A 21,513-nucleotide genomic window follows, 5' to 3' on the forward strand; every position below is an offset into this window, starting at 1 on the left:
GCCGGGCGGCGGCACCGCATAGCCCTGTGGCTCTGTCAGGCGCGTGACGCGCCCAAGCCACTGTACGACCGTACGAGCGGGCGGTGTTCGAGTGGTGCCGGGTGCCGACGTCCCGCGCGCGGGGCTGCCGGCCAACGCGCCCCGCCGCCGGTCGCCGTTCCCCGTTCCCCGGTCGCCGTCCCCCGTCCCCCGTCCCCCGCCACCCGCCACCCGTCGCCCGTCACCCGTCGCCGTCCACCGGCCGCCGTACGGCACGCGGCACGCGGCGCGCGGACCGGCTCCCGTCGTGCGAGGCGCGTCGGTGAGGGTCTGCGCTCGGCGTACGGCATGGCCGCCGGGCGTACGAGGGGGACCAGCCGGCGCGTGTCCGAGGCCGGCCCCGTCAGCAGTGCGGCAAATCCTCACACGATCGGATGAATGGACGCGGAAATGTGCGATCGGACGCTTACCCTCCGCTACATTCGCGCCGTTCACAAGGCCGCAAAGGCTTCTCACCAGGCAATCCGGGACACCCCGCCGACACCCGGAAGGCAGGAGACCGCACCGCAGATGACGGAACGACCCGCGCAGCGCACCCCCAACCGCCAGCTCGCCGCCCTCATCGCAGAAGCGGGGTTCTCGAACGCGGGACTAGCGCGCCGTGTGGACCAGCTCGGTCTCGAACACGGCCTCGACCTCAGATACGACAAGACGTCGGTCACCCGCTGGCTGCGCGGTCAGCAGCCCCGGGGGACGACGCCCGCACTCATCGCCGAGGTGTTCACCCGCCGCCTCGGCCGCCGGCTCACCGCCCAGGACCTCGGACTGGACGCCTGCGCCCCCGTCTACGCGGGCCTGGAGTTCGCCGCCACCCCCGAGGAGGCCATCGACATCGTCGGCGGCCTGTGGCGCAAGGACTCCGGCAGCCACGCCGAACTCCGCAAGATCGCGTTCACCCCGGCCGGACTGGTGGTCCCCAGCCGGGACTGGCTGATCGGCCGTGCCGACGACCGGGTGGGCCGGGGCGATCCGGGCGCCACCCGCGTCCCCGCGCAGGGCCGTCCGGTCGTCCCCCGGCAGCGCAGTCAGACCGAGCGCGGCCCCGGCCAGAAGGTCACCGGTGGGGACATCGCCGCCCTCCGCTCGGTCGGCGAACTGTTCCGCGCCCTCGACGACGCGTACGGCGGGGGCCACGCCCGCCAGGCCCTCGTGCGCTACCTGGAGCACGAGGCCGAGCCCATGCTGCGCGGCACCTACGGCGAACAGACCGGCCGACGGCTGTTCGCGGCCGCCGCCGACCTCACCCGGCTGGCCGGCTGGACCTCTTACGACATCGGCGCCCACGGGCTCGCCCAGCGGTACTTCGTGCAGGCGCTGCGCCTGGCGCAGGCGGCGGGGGACCGGGCGTACGGGGCGTACGTCCTCGTCACGATGAGCCGGCAGGCGGTGTACCTGGGGCACGGGCGGGAGGCCGTGCAGCTCGCGCGCGTCGCCCAGCAGGGCGTCGGGTCGGCCGTGCCGCCGGTGGTGCAGTCACTGCTGCACGCGGTCGAGGCGCGTGGGCACGCGGTGCTCGGCGAGGTGCGGGCGTCCACGGCCGCGCTGGTACGGGCCGAACGCGCCCTGGAGACGGCCCGCCCCGGGGACGAGGTCCCGTACTGGGCGCGGTTCTTCGACGAGGCCCAGCTCGCCGACGAGTTCGGGCACAGCCACCGCGACCTCCAGCAGTACCGGGCCGCCGCCCAGCACGCCGAGCGCTCGCTGCAACTGCGCGCCCCCGCGTACGCCCGGAGCCGCCTCTTCTGCCGGGTGGTCCTGGCCTCCGCCCGGCTCGGCCTCGGGGAGCTGGACCAGGCCTGCCAGTTGGGCGCGGAGGCCGCCGGTCAGGCAGCCGAGATGCGCTCGGTGCGGGCCGTGGAGTACGTCCGCGACTTCGAGCGGCGGCTGGAGCCGTACCGCGACGCGGCACCGGTGAGGGGGTACCGGGACAAGGTGGCGGCGCTGGGATAGGCGCACGACGCGGTGCAGGGGCGCCCGGACCTCGTCGACACGCGGCCGCGCCGCGAGGGCCGGGGCGCCCCTCAGTCGTTCATCGAACCCACTCTCACGCGGTTCTCACGCGGCCGTTTCCAGCGGTTCCTCCAGGTGCGCCGGGCGGGTGTCCAGGTCCGTGAGGACGGCGTGGGCGGCCCGGCGGGCGGAGTGGAGGGCGCCCTGCACGGTGCCGGTGTCGCGGTGGTCGCCGCAGACGTAGAGGCCGGCGAGGAGGCGTACGGGGCGTCGTGGGTCGTGGGGCGGGGGCATCGCGGGGACGGCCTCGGGCACGTGGTGCGCGGTGAGGAGTTCCCAGCGGGTGGTGGAGGTGCGGTAGAGGCGGGCCAGTTGGGCGCGGACCGTGGCGTCGAGGTGCGCGGGGTCCGGGGGAGTGCCGAGCACCACGGAGGTGATCAGCGCGCGGCCCGCCGGCGCCCGGCTCGGGTCCACCTGGCTGATGACCGCCGTGTGCGAGACGGGCCCGCTGCGGTCGGCGTCGAGCAGCAGCGCCGGATCGCCCAACGGGGGCTCGTCCGTGGCGTGGTGCAGCACCGTCACCGGGTGGAACTCCGGCACCCGCAGACCCGGGAGCAGGTCGGCTGCGGCGCGGGCGTCGGTGGCCAGCACCACGGCACGGCAGGTGAGTTCACCGTGGTCCACCGTCGTCACCGAGGTCGTGCTGATCCCGGTGACCTCCACGCCCGTACGGACCGAGCCCGGTGGCAGCCCGGCCGCGAGCAGTTCCGGCAGTGTGTCGGCGCCGCCCTCCGGGACGCACAACCGGCCCGTCACGAAGGTGCGCAGGGCCAGGTCGGCACAGCGGCTGGAGGTCCGCAGCGCCGGGTCGGCGAGGAGCGCGACCAGCAGCGGACGGACGAAACCGTCGATCGTCCGCGGCGGGAAGCCCCGGGTCTCCAGCGCTTGGGAAGCCGGGACCTCCGCCCGGGTGAGAAGCCGCTCGGGCGCGGTCGCGGCGAGTCGGGCCAGAGCCATGGCCAGCCGGGACTGATCGGCGGGAGCGCCGAGCCGACCGGGCCGGGTGCCCGTGGAACGGCCTTGGAGACGCCCCTGGTGACGGGGAAGCCTGGGGGCGCTTGCGAGGGCGCGCGCGGCCGTGAGTGCGCCCCTCGCGCTTCGCGGAACAGGGGTGGCGCCGGCCCGCTGATGGCGGCCGTCGGCGTGCAGCAGGACGCCGGGGGCGAACGGGCGCAGGGGCAGGGTGTCCAGGCCCGGGGTACGGCGCAGCTCCGGGTACGAGGTGGAGAGCAGCGGGGCTGTCCGGTCGAGGCGGAAGCCGTCGATCTTCTCGGTGGACATACGGCCGCCGACGGCGGGGGCGGCCTCCAGGACGAGGGTCCGCAGACCCGCCCTGGTCAGATGTCCGGCCGCAGCGAGGCCGGCCACGCCGGCTCCTACGACGATGACGTCCACGTTCTCCGTGTCCGCCGGGTACGCCGACTGGTGCACCGACTCAAGCACGTGCCCCTCCCGAGGTCGCGCGGCTGCCGGGGACGTTATGCCCCCAACACCCATCTGAAATACCTGAGTTCGACACGAGAGTGAAGGTGGGGCCGGTTCCGGGGAAGAAGCGTGTGACCTCGCACGGGGGCATGGGAGGGGTGCGTGTGCGCCGGGCGTTCGGGGGGTGCGGGTTCGTCGGCGACCGCGGGTCCGGCGGGGGCTGGTCGCGCAGTACCCCGCGCCCCTGAGGAACAGGGGCTGCGCCCATGCTTTTCAACCCACCCCCGGCGTCCCCTGTCGCCCCGCCACCACCCGGATCGCGTCCTCGATCTCCGGATACGTGAACGTGAAGCCCGACTCCAGCAGGCGCGTCGGGACGGCCCGTGTGCTGCCGAGGACGTCGTTGGCGACCCCGCCGAGGACCAGCCGGAGCGCGGGAGCCGGCACCGTGAACAGGGTGGGCCGGTGCAGCACCCGGCCCATGGCGGCCGTGATCTCACGATTGGTGAGCGGGGTCGGCGCCGTCAGATTGAACGGGCCGGACAGCGACGGGGTGAACAGCAGATGGCGCAGGGCCGCGACCTCGTCGTGGAGCGAGATGAAACTCCAGTACTGACGGCCGTTACCCATCCGCCCGCCCAACCCGGCCTTGAACAGCGGGAACAGCGGCCCCCAGGCGCCCCCGCCCCGAGCCACCACCAGCCCCGTACGGGCGAACGCCGTACGGATCCCGGCCTCCCGCGCGGCCTCGGCCGCGCCCTCCCACTCCACGCACACCGAGGACAGGAACTCCGACCCCGGCCCCGCCGACTCGTCCACGACCCGGTCGCCCGTGAAGCCGTAGAACCCGATCGCGCTGCCGTTGACGAACACGCTCGGTGGGGTGTCGAGGGCGGCCAGCGCCCGAGCGAGCGTCCTGGTGCCGAGCACCCGGCTGCGCCGGATCGTCGCCCGGTAGGCCGTGGTCCAGCGGCGTGACGCGACCCCCGCCCCGGCCAGGTTCACGACGGCCGCGCACCCCGCGAGCCCCGCGGTGTCCACACGCTGGACGGAGGGGTCCCAACGCACCTCACCCGGCCCCCGGGGCGCCCGCCGCACGAGCCGGAGCACCTTGTACCCGTCGGCGCTGAGGGAGCGGGCCAGCGCCGAACCGATGAGGCCGGACGCCCCGGCGATCGCGATACGGGAACCGGGCGCGACGGGAACTGCAGCATCCATGCCCCCATCCTGCCGGGCGGTCGGCCCCGGTGCTGCCCTCGCGCCGCCGTACAGTGACCGTCATGCAGGTTCCGCAGATACGCGCCGCGACCTTCGACGACGAGGACGCCCTCGGCCACCTCGACCGTGTCACCTGGTCCACCCTGCACTCCGTCCAGGAGCGCCCCCGACAGCCGTACGAGCCCTTCTTCAATGAGCGGTACGGCCCCCGGGACCACCTCGTCGCCGAGCTCGCCGGCACCGTCGTCGGCTATGTCAGGGTCGTCCGACCCACCCCGCTCGCCTGCAACGGCCACGTCCGCCAGATCCAGGGCCTCGCCGTCGCGGACGAGGCACGCGGAACCGGTGTCGCACGCGCCCTGCTGCGGGCCGCGCAGGACGAGGCCCGGCGCCGCGGCGCCAGGCGCCTCACCCTGCGGGTCCTCGGCCACAACACCCCCGCCAGGAAGCTCTACGAGTCCGAGGGCTTCGTCGTGGAGGGCGTCCTGCCGGGGGAGTTCCTGCTGGACGGGGCGTACGTGGACGACGTCCTGATGGGCCGTCGGCTCTGAGCGCCCGCGCGGCCCCACGACCACCTCGCCCACCGCGCGGGCCCTCGTCGCACACGCGTCACGAGGTCACCAGGTCACCCGTGTCCACCGCCGCCGTCGCGCTCGCCGCCCGCTCCGCGTCGGAGGCGACCTCGTCCACGGTCAGCACGTACCCCGTCTCCGCGTCCGAGGTGGAGCGGGCGAAGACGACTCCGTAGACCTGGCCCTCGGTGGTCAGGAGGGGGCCGCCGGAGTTGCCGGGACGGACGGTGGAACGGATGGAGTAGATGTCGCGCGTGACCGAATCGGAGTTGTAGATGTTCCGGCCGGTCGCGTCGATACGGCTGGCGACCGTGGCCGCCTGGAGGTCCAGGCCGCCGTCCTCGGGGTAACCGGCGACGACCGCCGCGTCACCGCGCCGCGCGCTGTCGTCGAAACGGAGCAGCGGGGCCCGCAGATCCGGCACGTAGAGGACCGCCACGTCCTTGTCGGGGTCGAAGAGCACCACCCGCGCCTCGTACGCCCGGCCCACGCCGCCCACCCGCACGCTGGGGTCGTCGATGCCCGCCACCACATGGGCGTTGGTCATCACATGCTCCGTGGCGTACACGAAGCCGCTGCCCTCGCGGCCCTGGGTGCCCGCCACGCCCTCGATCTTGACCGTGCTGCGCTTGGCGGCGCTCGTCGCCGCCGCCGTCACGCTGTCGCCGGAGGGCTCGGCCACCTCGGCCGTCGCCTCGTTCTCGAACGGGTTGAAGACCTGGGGGAAGCCCGCCTCGGTGAGCGCGGCGGTGGCGTTGGAGAACCAGGCCGGGGTGGTGTCCGGCATGGTGTTCTGTACGGCGCCGAGCAGCGCGGAGTTGCGGATGGAGTTGGTCACCACCGCGGACGACGACGCCCCGAGGACGCTCGCGGCCACCCAGGCCACGATGAGCACGGCGACCGTGTTGGCCGCCGCCCCGCCTATGCCGTCGGCCACCCGCAGCGGGCTGCGGTCGATCTCCCGGCGCAGCCGCAGCGCCAGCCGGCCCGCCAGCTCGTGTCCGATCACCCCCGGCACCAGCACCGTGAGCACCGCCGTGACGGTCGCCGCCGGGCTGCCCGGCTCCACCAGCTCCATCAGCCACGGCAGCACCCAGACGCCGATCGCCGCGCCGCCCACGAAACCGGCCAGGGACACACATCCCGCGACCAGGCCGCGACGGTACCCGGACGCCGCGTAGGCCAGGATCACCAGCATCAGCAGGATGTCGAGCACGTCCACTCCAGCCGCCTTTCTCTCGGGACCCTGTAGTACGCGTGGGGTGGGCACAGTGATCAGCTACGCCCGGCACGGCACTCCGGTGGCCCGCACGAACCGGCCATCAGTGCGCCATCTGCCTGGAACCGTGGAAACGACCCGGACCGGGACGTTGGTTCCTTCCGTTTCCACCGGGTGGCACACCCCACATCGCGGGCGGCGCGCATCGGGGTGACGCTGGGCACATGCGTGAGCACGTGCGCCGGGCCGGTCACCGCGTCCGTCTGTTCCCGGGACAGGTGCGCCGGGCCCGTGACCGCGTACGTTCGATCTGGGAACGGCTGGATCCGCCGCGTCCCGTCGTCCTGCTGCTGGCCGGTCTGCCCGCTCTGGCGGCGGTCCTCGCGCTGGTGCTGGGCGTGCTCGCCGTGGTGGACCGTACGGGACACCGCGCGCCCCGGCCGGAGACCACCCGGTCCGCACCGCCCCACCGGGCGCCCAGACCGCCCATCGTGCCGAGGGCCCGCTGGCTGGAGGAGGACGCGCGCAGCCAGCCGCCCGCCCGCTACGACCGGGAGGTCGCCGCCGTCTTCATCCACCACACGGACTCCCCGAACGGCTACGACTGCGCCGACGCGCCCCGCATCATCCGCCACCTCTACGCGGGCCAGACCGGCGCCCGGCACTGGGACGACATCGGCTACAACTTCCTCGTCGACCGCTGCGGCACCATCTACGAGGGCCGCGCGGGCGGCGTCGACCGCCCCGTCACCGGCGCCCACACCCAGGGCTTCAACCACCGCACCGCGGGCATCGCCGCGCTCGGGACGTTCACCGCCGGCGTCGCCGTCCCGCGGGCCATGACCGACGCGATCGCCGCCCTCGCCGCCTGGAAGCTCGGCCTGTCCGGCATCGACCCCCGCGGCAGCGTCCGGCTCACCTCCAGCAACAGCCTCAGCCGCTACGCCGCCGGTACCACCGTCCTGCTGCCCGCCCTGACGGGCCACAGCGACGGCTATCAGACGAGCTGCCCGGGCGCGGCCCTCGCGGAGCGCCTGCCCGCGATGAGGCAGCAGGCGGCACGCCTCCAGGGCCGTCGTTGACGATCTCATCAGATTCACAGACAGCGCGCCGTGCTCTCACAGACTTTTCCAAGATCCGCGCCCTACCTTCGTCGTGTCACGCCGACCGGAGGTGGGGAAAATGATCAGCAGCCGTACGAAGAACACCGCCCGCGGGCCGAAGAAGTCCTGGTTCTCGGTCCTGCGGAGCCCCTGGACGGTGGCCTGCGCGACCGCCGTCGTCGTGCTCGGCCCGTCCGCCGTCACCGCGTCCGCCCTGGAGCACGCCAACTCCGCGCCCCTGCACGGAGCCTCGGCCCCCGAGCACCCTCGCCCGGACACGGACCGACACCACCACATCCAGTCGTACACCACCGAGCAGTACGCCTACCTGCCGCGCACGACGAGCCGGGTGCTGCGCGGCTGACGTCGGGCCGGCCCTACGCCCTGAAGCGTTCCCAGAGCTTCGGACAGCGCTCCGCGAGCGCCGACTCGTTCTCGAGGTCCAGCGGCGAACCCTCGGGTTCGCCGGGCGCGGGCGGGATGCCGAGGTCCGGGGCGACCACACCCGTGAGCTGCTCGTACGCCTCGTCCGCGGCGTAGCCCAGCTCCTCGCCGTCCCCGTCGATCTCGTCGTCGAAGTCGTCCAGCAGATCGGCGAGCGAGTCGGGGTCGTGCACCGCGCCCTCGAAGACCTCCCGGCCCTGGCCGATCAGCCAGCACCGGAAGTAGTCGAACGCGTCGTCACTCGCACCGCCGAGCAGCACCCACGCGGCGCCCCACAGGTCCCAGGTGTACGCCCGGTTGTAACGGGACTCGAAGTGCCGGGCGAAGTCCAGCACCGCCTCCGGGTCCAGTCGGCCGAGCCGTTCCACGAGCAGGTCGGCCTGGTCCTCGGGATCGCCCTCGGCGTCCTCCCGAGCGGTGTCCACCAACTCCCAGAACTCCGTCTCGTCCATCACTGGTCCAGCATCGGGCCTGGGAGGGTGGGACGCACGTGGAGGACGACGGATCGTTATCTCCGGTCGCGGTACGGCGTACCGGAGTCCCGCCCGGCTCCACCGGGCCTCACGGGGCCCCGTACAGCCGGGCCAGCCGCCGCGCGTCGCCCGCGAAGCGCGCCCGCAGACCGTCGGGCGCCAGCACCTCGGCCTCCGGCCCCAGCGCCGTGAGCTGGGTGTGCGCCACGTCCTCCGACTCGACCCGGAGGGTGACGATCACCCCGCCGTCCTCGTCGGGGACTTCGCCCGCGGCCGCCAGCGCGTCCCGGGCCGACACGGGATCCACCACGTTCGGCAGCCTCCGCACCCCTTCCGCCGACAGCCGTACGACGACCTCCGCGCGCAGGATCGACCGCGCGAACCGCTCGGCGTGCTCGTCCCAGTAGGCCGGCAGATCGAAGCCCTCGTCCCGAACGAAACGGTCGCCGTCGGCATCGACGGTGACGAACCGGTCGATGCGGTAGGTCCGGAAGGAGCGGAAGTCCGCGCCGACGCCGGAGCCGACGCCGGAGCCGACGCGGGAACCATGGGAGGGGACGTGGGCGCACAGGTACCAGATGCCGGCCTTCAGCACGAGGCCGTACGGCTCCAGCTCGCGTTCGACCTCGGTGTCACCCCTCCGGTAACGCGCGACGATCCGGCGGTCGTCCCACACGGCGTCCGCCACGGCCGGCAGCAGTTCGGGCGTCTTCGGCTCCTTGAACCAATTGGGCGCGTCCAGATGGAATCGCTGGGAGGCCGTGTGGGAGGCGTCGCGGAGGGAGGGCAGAAGGGCGGCCGACACCTTCAGCCGGGCGGCGGAGGCCGCGTCCTCCAGCCCCATCTCCCGCAACGCCCCCGGCACACCGCTGAGGAACAGCGCCTCGGCCTCGCTCCGGCCCAGCCCGGTCAGCCGGGTGCGGTAGCCCCCGATGAGCCGGTAACCACCGGCCCGCCCCCGGTCCGCGTACACCGGTACACCGGCCTCGGACAACGCCTGGGCGTCCCGCGTCACCGTCCGCTCGGACACCTCCAGCTCGCGGGCGAGTTCGGCGGCCGTCATGGAGGGCCGGGACTGAAGCAGCAACACCATCTTGATCAGCCGAGCAGCACGCATGCGGCCATGATGCCGGGCCGAGACGACAAGAGGGGAAGCGTTGCCGGGCGCGGGTGGGTGGGGGTGCGGGTGCGGGTGGGTGGGTGGGAACCGCGCGAGAAGCCCCACCAGAGCCGCACCCGCCGACGAAACCCGCGCCCCGGGCTATGAGGCGCCCCCTACAGCCCGTACCGCTCCCGCGCCTCCTTCACCGACGCCGCCTTGACCTCACCCCGCCGCGCGAGCTGCGCCAGCACCGCCACCACGATCGACTCCGCGTCGACCCCGAAGTGCCGCCGCGCCGCCTCACGCGTGTCGGACAGACCGAACCCGTCCGCCCCGAGCGAGGAGTAATCCTGCTCCACCCACTGCGCGATCTGGTCGGGAACCTGCCGCATGTAGTCGGAGACGGCCAGCACCGGCCCCTCGGCCCCCTGCAGCGCCTGCCGCACGAACGGCACCCGCTCCTCACCGCGCAGCAACGCCGCGTCCGCCTCCAGCGCGTCCCGCCGCAGCTCGCTCCAGGACGTGGCGGACCAGACGTCCGCCGCCACCCCCCACTCCTCCGCGAGCAGCCTCTGCGCCTCCAGGGCCCAGTGGATCGCCGTACCGGACCCGAGGAGCTGGACCCGCGGCGCGTTCGCCACCGGGGAGAGCCCTGCCGACTCGGCCGTGTTGAAGCGGTACAGCCCCTTGACGATGCCCTCGTCCACCCCGGCCACGGCCGGCTTCGCGGGCTGCGGCAGCGGCTCGTTGTAGACGGTGAGGTAGTAGAAGACGTTCGGGTCCTCACCCGGCGCCGCCTCGCCGTACATCCGCCGCAGACCGTCCTTGACGATCGCCGCGACCTCGTACGCGAACGCCGGGTCGTACGTCAGCGCCGCCGGGTTGGTCGCCGCGATCACCGGGGAGTGGCCGTCGGCGTGCTGGAGGCCCTCGCCCGTCAGGGTCGTACGGCCGGCCGTCGCGCCGACGAGGAAGCCGCGGCCGAGCTGGTCGCCGAGCTGCCACATCTGGTCGGCGGTGCGCTGCCAGCCGAACATCGAGTAGAAGATGTAGAACGGGATCATCGCCTCGCCGTGCGTCGCGTACGACGTCGAAGCGGCGATGAAGTCGGCCATCGAACCGGCCTCGGTGATCCCCTCGTTGAGGATCTGCCCGTCCTTGGCCTCCTTGTAGTACATCAGCTGGTCGCGGTCGACCGGCTCGTACGTCTGGCCCTTGGGGGAGTAGATGCCGAGGGACGGGAAGAGCGACTCCATGCCGAAGGTGCGCGCCTCGTCGGGGACGATCGGCACCCAGCGGCGGCCGGTCTGCTTGTCGCGGACCAGGTCCTTGACCAGGCGGACGAAGGCCATGGTCGTCGCCACGTTCTGCGAGCCGGAGCCCTTGTCGAAGGCGGCGAAGGTCTTGTCGGCGGCGGCCGGCAGCGGGGCGAGCGCGTGCGTACGGCGGGCCGGGGCGGGGCCGCCGAGCGCGGCACGGCGCTCCTGGAGGTAGCGGACCTCGGGGGAGTCGGCGCCCGGGTGGCCGTAGGGCACGACCCCGTCGACGAAGTCACTGTCCTTGATGGGGAGTTCGAGCAGATCACGCATCTGCTTGAACTCGTCCGTCGACAGCTTCTTCATCTGGTGGTTGGCGTTCTTCGACGCGAAGCCCTCACCGAGGGTGAAGCCCTTGACGGTCTGGGCCAGGATGACGGTCGGCGCGCCCTTGAACTCGACGGCGGCCTTGTAGGCGGCGTACACCTTGCGCGCCTCGTGACCACCGCGCGAGAGGTGGAAGCACTCCAGGATCTTGTCGTCGCTCAGCAGCTTCGCCATCTCGACGAGCGCCGGGTCCTTGCCGAAGAAGTCCTGGCGGATGTAGGCGGCGTCACGGGTCTGGTACGTCTGCACCTGGGCGTCCGGTACCTCGCGCAGCCGGCGTACGAGCGCGCCCGTGGTGTCGAGCTGGAACAGCTCGTCCCAGGCCGAGCCCCAGAGCGACTTGACGACGTTCCAGCCGGCGCCGCGGAACTGGGCCTCCAGCTCCTGCACGATCTTGAAGTTGGCGCGGACCGGGCCGTCGAGGCGCTGCAGGTTGCAGTTGATGACGAAGGTGAGGTTGTCCAGGCCCTCACGGGAGGCCAGGGCGAGTGCCGCCGTGGACTCGGGCTCGTCCATCTCGCCGTCGCCGAGGAACGCCCAGACGTGGGAGTTCGAGACGTCCTTGACGCCGCGGCTGGTGAGATAGCGGTTGAAACGCGCCTGGTAGATGGCGGAGAGGGGGCCGAGGCCCATGCTCACCGTCGGGAACTCCCACAGCCAGGGCAGGCGGCGGGGGTGCGGGTACGACGGGAGGCCGTCGCCGCCCGACTCGCGGCGGAAGTTGTCCAGGTGGGACTCGTTCAGCCGGCCGTCGAGGAAGGCGCGGGCGTAGATGCCGGGGGAGGCGTGGCCCTGGATGTAGAGCTGGTCGCCCGAGCCGTCGGCCTCCTTGCCCTTGAAGAAGTGGTTGAAGCCCGTCTCGTAGAGCCAGGCGGCGGAGGCGAAGGTGGCGATGTGGCCGCCGACGCCGTATTTGGAGCCACGGGTGACCATCGCGGCCGCGTTCCAGCGGTTCCAGGCGGTGATACGGCGCTCCATCGCCTCGTCACCGGGGATGCCCGGCTCGGCGGCGGTGGGGATGGTGTTGACGTAGTCCGTCTCGAGCAGCTTGGGCAGCGCGATGCCGTTGCCCTCCGCACGCTCCAGAGTGCGGCGCATCAGGTACGCGGCACGGTGCGGCCCGGCCGCCTTGGCGACGGCGTCCAGTGAGGCCTGCCATTCGGCGGTCTCCTCCGGATCGCGGTCCGGGAGCTGGTCGAGCGCGCTCGGCTGGATGGCGTTGGGGTCGGTCATTGCGCCGCCTTCCTCAGTCGAAGGGGGTTCCCTCATCGGTAAAGGTTCGGGGGTTGCCCTTGGTCTTTGGCAGGACAGGGCGAGGGGCTTCGGTGAGCCCGTCGGTGACTGTAACCCGCTGATCGATGATCGATCAAAGGGTTGCGGGCAAAATATCTTGATCACGAGAAAGTCGGCACGGGGTGCCTTCGGCGACGACACCGGGTGCCTTGGTGGTTCGGGGTTTGTGCAGGTGGGGCGGTGTTTGAGCGGGGGTGCGCTCAAGGGGCGTGGGGTTGTGGTGCGTTGGCGGCTGTGGGTGTGTGGGGCTTCTCGCGCAGTTCCCCGCGCCCCTGAAGACCCGGGGCTGCGCCCCTTGCTTCTCGGCCTGCGACCCGGCGTCTTTCAGGCCCGTAGGGCCTGGTTCTTAGGGGCGCGGGGAACTGCGCGACCAGGCCCCACCCAGCCGCGGCCGATACGGGACCCCACTGGCTACGCGGGATCGTCGTCCGTGTGCGGGGCGCAGCCCAGGACGTGGGACTTGACCAGGTCGGCGATCCGCGGGTCGCGGCGGCGGAACGCGGCCACCAACTCCTCGTGCTCCTCGGCGTACGACTGCTGCACCGTCCCCAGCCAGCGGATGGACAGCGCCGTGAAGACCTCGATGCCCAGCCCTTCCCACGTGTGCAGCAGCACCGCGTTCCCGGCGGCCCGCACCAGCTCACGGTGGAACGCCACCGTGTGCCGCACCTGGGACGTCCCGTCGGCGTTGCGGTCCGCCTCGTACAGGGCCGCCACATGCGGCTCCAGCGCCGAGCAGTCCTCGGCCAGCCGCTCCGCCGCAAGTTCCGCCGCGATCGCCTCCAACCCGGCCCGCACCGGGTAGCTCTCCTCCAGATCGGCCGCCGTCAGGTTCCGCACCCGTACGCCCTTGTTCGGCGCGGACTCGATCAACCGCAGCGACTCCAGCTCGCGCAGCGCCTCCCGCACGGGAGTCTGGCTGACCTCCAGTTCCGTGGCGATCCGTCGCTCCACGATCCGCTCACCCGGCTGCCACCGACCGCTCACGATCCCCTCCACGATGTGCTCGCGGATCTGTTCGCGCAGCGAGTGGACGACGGGCGCGGTGGTCATGCGGGCTCCTTCGGCGGGGACCGGCGGGGGACAGAGCCCCAAGGGCGTTGACCTCTAGACAATAAGGCCGTGGCTCGCCGGGGGAGAGACGCATGGGCGTGCTTTCGCGCAGGTGAGACGAGACTTACACGTTCCCGTGGAGCGCCGCTCCGTAAAGGTCGAGGGCGCTGCCCCTGACCGGAAACGAGTGGTGCCCCCGTCCGGAAAGCTCCGGACGGGGGCACCACTCACCCACACATGCCTGTCACAGGCCGAGTTCGACCTCGAACTCGCCCGCCTCCAGGATCGCCTTGACCGCCGTCAGGTAACGGGCCGCGTCGGCGCCGTCGACCAGACGGTGGTCGTAGGAGAGGGTCAGGTACGTCATGTCGCGGACGCCGATGACCGTGCCCTCCTCGGTCTCGATGACCGCCGGGCGCTTGACCGTGGCACCGATGCCGAGGATCGCGACCTGACCCGGCGGCACGATGATCGTGTCGAAGAGCGCGCCGCGCGAGCCGGTGTTGGAGATGGTGAAGGTCGCCCCGGAGAGCTCGTCCGGCGTGATCTTGTTGGCCCGGACCTTGCCCGCCAGATCGGCGGTGGCCTTGGCGATACCGGCGATGTTGAGGTCACCGGCGTGCTTGATGACCGGAGTCATCAGGCCCTTCTCGGAGTCCACCGCGATACCGATGTTCTCGGTGTCGAAGTAGGTGATCGTGCCTTCGCCCTCGTTGATCTTGGCGTTGATGGGCGCATGCGCCTTCAGCGCCTGGGCGGCGGCCTTGACGAAGAACGGCATCGGGGAGAGCTTGACGCCCTCGCGAGCCGCGAAGGAGTCCTTCGCCCGGGCGCGCAGCTTCATCAGCCGCGTGACGTCGACCTCGACGACCGACGACAGCTGCGCCTGCTCGTGCAACGCCTTGACCATGTTGTCGCCGATGACCTTGCGGATGCGCGGCATCTTGACGGTCTGGCCGCGGAGGGGGGAGGCCTCCAGGGACGGCGCCTTCTTGGCGGCTGCCGGAGCGGCGGGCGCCGGAGCCGGAGCGGCCGCGGCGGCCTTCGCGGCCTCGGCGGCGGCGATGACGTCCTGCTTGCGGATACGACCGCCGACACCGGTGCCCTTGACGGCGCCCAGGTCGACACCGTTCTCGGCGGCGAGCTTGCGCACCAGCGGGGTGACGTAGGCGCCCTCGTCGGTCGCCTTGGCGGCGGGGGCGGGGGCGGCCGGGGCCGGGGTGACCGGGGCGGGCGCCGGAGCCGGAGCGGCCGGAGCAGCGGCGGCGGGCGCCGGAGCCGGAGCGGCGGGGGCGGCCGGCTCGGGGGCCGGAGCCGGAGCCGGAGCAGGAGCCGCGGGGGCGGGCGCGGGAGCAGCCGGAGCCGGGGCAGCGGCGGCGGGCGCCGGAGCCGGAGCGGCCGGAGCAGCCGCCGGAGCGGCACCCGGGGCGCCGATGACGGCCAGCTTGGCGCCGACCTCGGCCGTCTCGTCCTCGGCGACCGTGATCTCCAGCAGCACACCGGAGGTGGGCGCCGGGATCTCGGTGTCGACCTTGTCCGTGGAGACCTCGAGCAGCGGCTCGTCGGCCTCGACGGAGTCGCCGACCTCCTTCAGCCAGCGGGTGACGGTGCCCTCGGTGACGGACTCGCCGAGCGCCGGGAGGACCACGTCGGTGCCCTCGGCGGAGCCGGCGCCGGTGGCCGCCTCGGCGGTCGGGGCCGGCGCGGGGGCTTCCTGCTCGGTGGAGGGCGCGGCCGCGGCGGGCTCGGGGGCCGGAGCCGGAGCCTCCTCGGCGGCCGGGGCGGGGGCGGCGGCGGGCGCGCCCGTGCCGTCGTCGATCAGCGCCAGCTCGGCGCCGACCTCGACGGTCTCGTCCTCGGCGACCTTGATGGACGCGAGGATGCCCGCGGCGGGGGAGGGGATCTCGGTGTCGACCTTGTCGGTGGAGACCTCGAGCAGCGGCTCGTCGGCCTCTACGCGCTCACCCTCGGCCTTCAGCCAGCGGGTGACGGTGCCCTCGGTGACGCTCTCGCCGAGCGCCGGAAGGGTTACGGAAACCGCCATGGTTTCTGTTGCTCCTTAACGAATTGCGGAAGTCTGGATCGTCGCTTCGTCGACCGAGGGGTCAGTCGTGCGAGTGCAGCGGCTTGCCGGCCAGGGCCAGGTGGGCCTCGCCCATCGCCTCGTTCTGCGTCGGGTGGGCGTGGATGAGCTGGGCGACCTCGGAGGGGAGCGCTTCCCAGTTGTAGATCAGCTGGGCCTCGCCGACCTGCTCGCCCATGCGGTCGCCGACCATGTGGACGCCGACCACGGCACCGTCCTTGACCTGGACGAGCTTGATCTCGCCCGAGGTGTTCAGAATCCTGCTCCTGCCGTTGCCCGCCAGGTTGTACTTCAGAGCGACGACCTTGTCCGCGCCGTAGATCTCCTTGGCCTTGGCCTCGGTGATTCCCACGGAGGCGACCTCCGGGTGGCAGTACGTCACGCGGGGGACACCGTCGTAGTCGATCGGAACGGTCTTGAGACCGGCCAGACGCTCCGCCACCAGCATGCCTTCGGCGAAGCCGACGTGCGCGAGCTGGAGGGTCGGGACGAGGTCACCGACGGCGGAAATGGTGGGGACGTTCGTGCGCATGTACTCGTCGACGAGGACGTAGCCGCGGTCCATCGCGACCCCGGCCTCCTCGTAGCCCAGGCCCTGGGAGACCGGGCCGCGGCCGACGGCGACCAGCAGGACCTCGGCCTCGAACTCCTTGCCGTCGGCGAGGGTGACCTTGACACCGTCCTGGGTGTACTCGGCCTTCGAGAAGAAGGTGCCCAGGTTGAACTTGATGCCGCGCTTGCGGAAGGCGCGCTCAAGAAGCTTGGAGGAGTTCTCGTCCTCGACGGGGACGAGGTGCTTCATGCCCTCGATGACCGTGACGTCCGTACCGAAGGACTTCCAGGCGGAGGCGAACTCGACGCCGATGACACCGCCGCCGAGGACGATCGCCGACTTCGGGACACGGTCCAGGACCAGGGCGTGGTCCGAGGAGATGATGCGGTTGCCGTCGATCTCCAGGCCCGGCAGCGACTTCGGCACGGAGCCGGTCGCCAGCAGGACGTGGCGGCCCTGGACACGGCGGCCGTTCACGTCGACGGAGGTGGGGGAGGACAGCCGGCCCTCGCCCTCGATGTAGGTGACCTTCCGGGAGGCGATGAGGCCCTGCAGACCCTTGTACAGCCCGGCGATCACACCGTCCTTGTACTTGTGGACGGCGGGTACGTCGATGCCCTCGAAGGCGGCCTTCACACCGAACTGCTCGCTCTCGCGGGCCTGGTCGGCGATCTCGCCCGCGTGCAGCAGGGCCTTGGTGGGAATGCATCCCCGGTGCAGGCAGGTGCCGCCGACCTTGTCCTTCTCGATCAGGGCGACGTCCAGGCCCAGCTGCGCCCCGCGCAGGGCCGCGGCGTACCCACCGCTACCACCGCCGAGGATCACTAGGTCGAAAACGGTGCTGGCGTCGTTCGCCACGTCACGTCCTCCATGCATGTGCGCCGTACGCCGGTCGTCCATGACCGGGCGGCGGCTGGTGTCCGGCCGCTCTTCTTCGGCCCTGTGGTGGGGGCCCTGTCCTGCCGAGCCCCATCTTCGCACTTGTCCACGCCGAACGAGACGCCGGGCTGGAGTGTGAGACACCACACGCTCACGTGTGACGGAAAGGGGCGCGGGGACCACGCCACCGGCCGCAGCCGGTCCGCGGTCACCCGCGCCCCTCAGGTTCCGAGCCGTGGGGCGACCATCACCCCAGGTCGCCGGAGGCAGCCCGCTCGGCCAGCCGCACCAGGGTCCGCACAGCAGTCCCGGTCCCGCCCTTCGGCGTGTACCCGAAGGGACCGCCCTCGTTGAACGCCGGCCCCGCGATGTCCAGGTGCGCCCAGGTGATCCCCTCGCCCACGAACTCCTTCAGGAACAGACCGGCGACGAGGCCGCCGCCGTACCGCTCACCCATGTTCGCGATGTCGGCGGTCGGCGAGTCCATGCCCTTGCGCAGGTGGTCCGGCAGCGGCATCGGCCACGCCGGCTCGCCCGACTCCTCGGCGGCCTCGTGCACCGCGGAGCGGAACGCGTCGTCGTTGGCCATGATCCCGAACGTCCGGTTGCCCAGTGCCAGCATCATCGCCCCGGTGAGCGTCGCCACGTCGACGATCGCGTCCGGCTTGTCCTCGGACGCCTTGGCGAGCGCGTCCGCCAGCACCAGCCGGCCCTCGGCGTCGGTGTTGAGCACCTCCACCGTCTTGCCGCTGTACATGCGCAGCACATCACCCGGGCGGGTGGCGGAGCCGGACGGCATGTTCTCGGCGAGGGCGAGCCAGCCGGTCACGTCGACCTCAAGCTTCAGGCGCGCGGCGGCGACGACGGCCGCGAACACGGCGGCGGCACCGCTCATGTCGCACTTCATCGTCTCGTTGTGCCCGGCGGGCTTGAGCGAGATACCGCCCGAGTCGTACGTGATGCCCTTGCCGACGAACGCCAGGTGCTTCTTCGCCTTGGAGCTGGTGTACGACAGCCGCACCAGCCGGGGCGTGGCGGCCGAGCCCGCGCCGACGCCGAGGATGCCGCCGTATCCGCCCTTGGCGAGCGCCTTCTCGTCCAGCACGGTCACCTTGATGCCGTGCTCCTTGGCCGCGGTCTGCGCGACGGCGGCGAAGGCCTCCGGGTCGAGGTCGTTCGGCGGGGTGTTGATGAGGTCGCGGGCGCGGTTCAGCTCCTCGGTCACCGCGATCGCGCGCTCGGCGGCGGCCTTGTGGGCGCGGTCGCGGGGCTTCGCGCCGAGCAGGGCGACCTCGGCGAGCGGCGCCTTGCCGTTCTTCGCCTTGGCGTCCTTGCCGGTCTCCTTGTACGCGTCGAACGAGTAGGCGCCCAGCAGCGCGCCCTCGGCGACGGCGCCCACGGCGGCGGCGTCCGCGACGGGCAGCGCGAACGCCGCCTTCTTCGTACCGGACAGGGCACGGGCCGCGGCGCCGGCCGCGCGGCGCAGGGCCTCCGCGCCGAACGAGCCGTCCTTCTCGGGCACCGAGCCCAGGCCCACCGCCACCACGAGCGGCGCCTTGAAGCCGGACGGTGCGGGCAGCTTCGTCACCTCGCCCTCCGCGCCCGAGGCGCCGAGGGTCGTGAGGACGCCGGCCAGCTTGCCGTCGTACGCCTTGTCCACGGCCTCGGCACCCGGTGCTACGACCAGGTCCCCAGACCGAGATGCGGAGCCCTTCGCGACACCGACCACGATCGCGTCGGCACGGAGGCCCGACGCGGCGGCGGTGCTGAGAGTGAGAGCAGTCACGGTGGTGGAATCTCGCTTCCGATTGAGTTTCGGTGGCCGAACGGATGGGTCGACGTGCCGAGAACGAGCCTAGGCCCATGTTCGGCCCATCGGACCGGGGGGCGCGGGCGGTCGCGCACTCACCGTCCGCACGGAGTCCGCTGCGACCAGCCTCCCCGACTTTGGGCTCCGGCCGTGCAGGGAGATCCCCATGTCTTCGGCATAGGGGGATCCCTTGTCGCCGGTCTCCGCGCGTAGCGAGCCCCCGGCGCCGATTTCGATCAGCTCTGCGGGCGTTCACCCCTATGTGGCTTCATGGTCATTTCCACGTCCTCGTATGCCATGACCTGGGTCACACTCGTCCCGGCCGGTGAGTGATCAGCTCATCGGTTTGCATCATTTCCACGGATTCCCCCGGCAGGGCCCTCGGCCCGGCCGCCGGGACCTTCTTGGGGGAGGGGCGAACATGGCGCACAGCGTGCCCGGATGGAGAACCGCCGCCGCCGTCGTGGCGACGACGAGTCTGCTGGTGGCGGGCCTTGGCATACCGGCGGCGTCGGCCGCCGGCACCCCGCGCGTCGACCTCAGGGTCCTGGTCGTGGACAACGGCGACAGCCCCGTCCAGGCCATCGCCGCCGAACTGAAGAGCACCGGTGTCCCGTACACCCGTGTCGATCTGACCGACGCCGACCGCCCCACCATCGACGCCGCCTTCCTGAGCGACACGGTGGGCGGCACTCCGCGCGCCAGGTACCAGGGCGTGGTCCTGCCCAACGAGGCCCCGTTCGGCGCCGGTTCGGCCGAGCAGACCGCCCTGGAGACGTACGAGCGGACGTACGGCATCCCGCAGGTCGACGCCTACACCTGGGCGCACCCCGGGGTCGGACTGGACCACACGAGCGAGGGGGGCTGGGCCGGCACCCTCGACGGCCGTGAGGCCACGGTCACCGACGCCGGCCGGGCGGGTCACTTCGGCTATCTCGACGGGCGGTTCGCGTTCGAGGACAACTCCGCTTCCAGCCAGGAGAGTTACGGCTTCGTCGCCCGGCCCCGCCCGGGTTACACCAGCTATGTCGACCTTCCCGTGCCCGGCGCCGACGGCCGGGGCAGCCTGGTCGGCGAGTACGCCCACGACGGGCGCCGCGAACTGGTGGTCACCTTCGCCTACAACCAGCACCAGCGGCAGTTCCGGGTGCTGGCCCGGGGGATCGTCGAATGGCTGACGCAGGGCGTGCACCTCGGGCGGAGCCGGAACCACTTCGCCGTCCACGTCGACGACGTCTTCGCCCCCGACAGCCGCTGGGACACCGAGAACAACTGCACGCCCGGCAGCTTCAACTGCGGCGGCGGGGAGGGCGAGGACACCGACCCGATCCGGATGACCGCCGCCGACGCCGAGTACGCCCGGCAGTGGCAGCGGTCCAGCGGCTTCACCCTCGACCTGGTCTTCAACGGGGGCAGCGGCGAGGAGTGGAAGGCGGCGAACGGCGGCACCGACGCCCTCACCGACCGGCTGCTCGCCGACCGGAAGGCCTACCGCTGGATCAACCACACCCACACCCACCAGTACCTCGGCTGCGTCCAGGACACCTCGACCGTCCCGTGGAGCTGTGCGAAGAACGCCGACGGCACCACCCGCTACCTGAGCCGCGCCGCCATCGCCGGGCAGATCCGCGACAACCACGACTGGGCGGTCGCCCACGACCTGCCGGTGCGGCGCGACGAGCTGGTGACCGGCGAGCACTCGGGGCTGAGGACGCTGCCGCAGCAGCCGGACGACAACCCGAACCTGGCGGGCGCCCTCACCGACACCGGCGTGAGGTGGATCGCCTCCGACAACTCCCGCGAGTCGGCCCAGCGCCCGGTGGGCCCCGCGCTGACCGTCCCGCGCCACCCGATGAACGTCTACTACAACGTGGGCACGGCCGGGGAGATGGCCGACGAGTACAACTGGGTGTACACCTCGGCGGCCGACGGCGGCAGCGGGATCTGCGAGAACAACGCGCACTCCACCTGCCTCGAAACCCCGCTGGACCCGGCCACCGGCTACGCCTCGCACATCGTCCCGCAGGAGGCCCGCACGGCCCTGCTGCACGCCATCGGCAACGACCCGCGACCGCACTACGCCCACCAGTCCAACCTCGCCGAGGAACGGCTGCTCTACCCGGTCCTGGACCAGGTGCTCGCCGACTACCGGGCGCTCTTCACCGCCGACACGCCGCTGGAGAACCCCCGGCAGAGCGCGGTGGGCACCGAGTTGAAGCGCCGGGCCGCCTGGCAGACCGCGGTCGCGAACGGCACGGTCACGGCGTACCGGATCGGCACGACGGTGACGGTGAAGGCGCCGTCCGGGACCGAGATCCCGGTAACGGCACCGAAGGGAACCGTCACGCAACTTCCGCTCGGGACCACCGCGTTCGGGACGCCGTACGCGGGAGCACGCTCGGCCTGGACCACACCGGCACAACTCCAGTCCGCCGTAAGACTCAAGCTCCCGTAGAGCGACCCGACGGGGGGCGCGGGGCCGTATCGGACATGCGGCTCCGCCGCGGGGCGCGATCAACCCGCACCGACCCGCACCGACCCGCGGTCGGTGTCCGGGCCCGCAGCCCTCCGCACATCATCCGAACAAGCAGGGG

At 72.2% G+C, this 21,513-nt stretch carries 15 protein-coding genes; 5 read left to right on the forward strand and 10 right to left on the reverse strand.

Features of this window, described 5'->3' with window-relative positions; genetic code table 11:
* The first annotated feature begins 549 nt into the window (after positions 1 to 549).
* Positions 550 to 1,989 carry a regulator gene (locus ACFY9I_RS28590; RefSeq protein WP_391006758.1) on the forward strand — a complete coding sequence of 480 codons (1,440 nt, stop codon included), beginning with the start codon at positions 550 to 552 and terminating at the stop codon, positions 1,987 to 1,989.
* A 105-nt stretch (positions 1,990 to 2,094) separates the two neighbouring features.
* Here the strand turns inward: ACFY9I_RS28590 and ACFY9I_RS28595 are convergent, their stop codons facing one another.
* Together ACFY9I_RS28595 and ACFY9I_RS28600 are read right to left on the reverse strand one after the other, a co-directional pair.
* Positions 2,095 to 3,492 (reverse strand): FAD-dependent oxidoreductase, encoded by a 1,398-nt coding sequence (locus ACFY9I_RS28595; RefSeq protein WP_391006760.1) that lies wholly within the window; start codon positions 3,490 to 3,492, stop codon positions 2,095 to 2,097.
* A gap of 255 nt (positions 3,493 to 3,747) precedes the next feature.
* Positions 3,748 to 4,692: a TIGR01777 family oxidoreductase gene (locus tag ACFY9I_RS28600; RefSeq protein WP_391006761.1), complete on the reverse strand. Its 945-nt coding sequence runs from the start codon at positions 4,690 to 4,692 to the stop codon at positions 3,748 to 3,750.
* A 62-nt stretch (positions 4,693 to 4,754) separates the two neighbouring features.
* Between ACFY9I_RS28600 and ACFY9I_RS28605 the strand changes: the two genes are divergently transcribed.
* Positions 4,755 to 5,243, forward strand: a complete 489-nt coding sequence (locus tag ACFY9I_RS28605) for a GNAT family N-acetyltransferase (protein ID WP_391006763.1) — start codon at positions 4,755 to 4,757, stop codon at positions 5,241 to 5,243.
* A 58-nt stretch (positions 5,244 to 5,301) separates the two neighbouring features.
* Here ACFY9I_RS28605 and ACFY9I_RS28610 read toward each other — a convergent pair whose 3' ends face one another.
* Complete coding sequence (locus ACFY9I_RS28610) at positions 5,302 to 6,486, reverse strand: MarP family serine protease (RefSeq protein WP_391006764.1); 1,185 nt, start codon at positions 6,484 to 6,486, stop codon at positions 5,302 to 5,304.
* 221 nt (positions 6,487 to 6,707) lie between these two features.
* Between ACFY9I_RS28610 and ACFY9I_RS28615 the strand changes: the two genes are divergently transcribed.
* The gene (locus tag ACFY9I_RS28615; RefSeq protein WP_391006766.1) at positions 6,708 to 7,565 is read left to right on the forward strand and encodes an N-acetylmuramoyl-L-alanine amidase; all 858 of its coding nucleotides are present in this window, start codon (positions 6,708 to 6,710) and stop codon (positions 7,563 to 7,565) included.
* 100 nt (positions 7,566 to 7,665) lie between these two features.
* A complete protein-coding gene (locus ACFY9I_RS28620) occupies positions 7,666 to 7,950 on the forward strand; it encodes a hypothetical protein (protein ID WP_391006768.1) in 285 nt (94 codons plus the stop codon).
* A gap of 13 nt (positions 7,951 to 7,963) precedes the next feature.
* Here ACFY9I_RS28620 and ACFY9I_RS28625 read toward each other — a convergent pair whose 3' ends face one another.
* The 7 genes from ACFY9I_RS28625 to ACFY9I_RS28655 all read right to left on the reverse strand — a co-directional run bounded on the left by ACFY9I_RS28625 (position 7,964) and on the right by ACFY9I_RS28655 (position 18,895).
* Positions 7,964 to 8,482: a DUF4240 domain-containing protein gene (locus tag ACFY9I_RS28625; RefSeq protein WP_391006996.1), complete on the reverse strand. Its 519-nt coding sequence runs from the start codon at positions 8,480 to 8,482 to the stop codon at positions 7,964 to 7,966.
* 109 nt (positions 8,483 to 8,591) lie between these two features.
* Positions 8,592 to 9,620, reverse strand: a complete 1,029-nt coding sequence (locus ACFY9I_RS28630) for a WYL domain-containing protein (RefSeq protein WP_391006770.1) — start codon at positions 9,618 to 9,620, stop codon at positions 8,592 to 8,594.
* A 158-nt stretch (positions 9,621 to 9,778) separates the two neighbouring features.
* The gene (aceE, locus tag ACFY9I_RS28635) at positions 9,779 to 12,481 is read right to left on the reverse strand and encodes a pyruvate dehydrogenase (acetyl-transferring), homodimeric type (RefSeq protein WP_391006772.1); all 2,703 of its coding nucleotides are present in this window, start codon (positions 12,479 to 12,481) and stop codon (positions 9,779 to 9,781) included.
* A gap of 471 nt (positions 12,482 to 12,952) precedes the next feature.
* The gene (locus ACFY9I_RS28640) at positions 12,953 to 13,594 is read right to left on the reverse strand and encodes an FCD domain-containing protein (RefSeq protein ID WP_391006774.1); all 642 of its coding nucleotides are present in this window, start codon (positions 13,592 to 13,594) and stop codon (positions 12,953 to 12,955) included.
* Positions 13,595 to 13,838: 244 nt separating this feature from the next.
* On the reverse strand, positions 13,839 to 15,638 hold the full coding sequence (gene sucB / locus ACFY9I_RS28645; RefSeq protein WP_391006776.1) for a 2-oxoglutarate dehydrogenase, E2 component, dihydrolipoamide succinyltransferase: 1,800 nt from the start codon (positions 15,636 to 15,638) through the stop codon (positions 13,839 to 13,841).
* Between the two features lie 61 nt (positions 15,639 to 15,699).
* On the reverse strand, positions 15,700 to 17,088 hold the full coding sequence (lpdA, locus tag ACFY9I_RS28650; protein ID WP_391006778.1) for a dihydrolipoyl dehydrogenase: 1,389 nt from the start codon (positions 17,086 to 17,088) through the stop codon (positions 15,700 to 15,702).
* Positions 17,089 to 17,356: 268 nt separating this feature from the next.
* Positions 17,357 to 18,895, reverse strand: coding sequence for a leucyl aminopeptidase (locus ACFY9I_RS28655; protein ID WP_391006780.1), 1,539 nt, complete (start codon positions 18,893 to 18,895; stop codon positions 17,357 to 17,359).
* A gap of 445 nt (positions 18,896 to 19,340) precedes the next feature.
* Between ACFY9I_RS28655 and ACFY9I_RS28660 the strand changes: the two genes are divergently transcribed.
* Positions 19,341 to 21,374 carry a hypothetical protein gene (locus tag ACFY9I_RS28660; RefSeq protein ID WP_391006782.1) on the forward strand — a complete coding sequence of 678 codons (2,034 nt, stop codon included), beginning with the start codon at positions 19,341 to 19,343 and terminating at the stop codon, positions 21,372 to 21,374.
* Positions 21,375 to 21,513: the final 139 nt, after the last annotated feature.

The organism is Streptomyces sp. NPDC012510, from assembly GCF_042955065.1.
GTDB lineage: Bacteria > Actinomycetota > Actinomycetes > Streptomycetales > Streptomycetaceae > Streptomyces.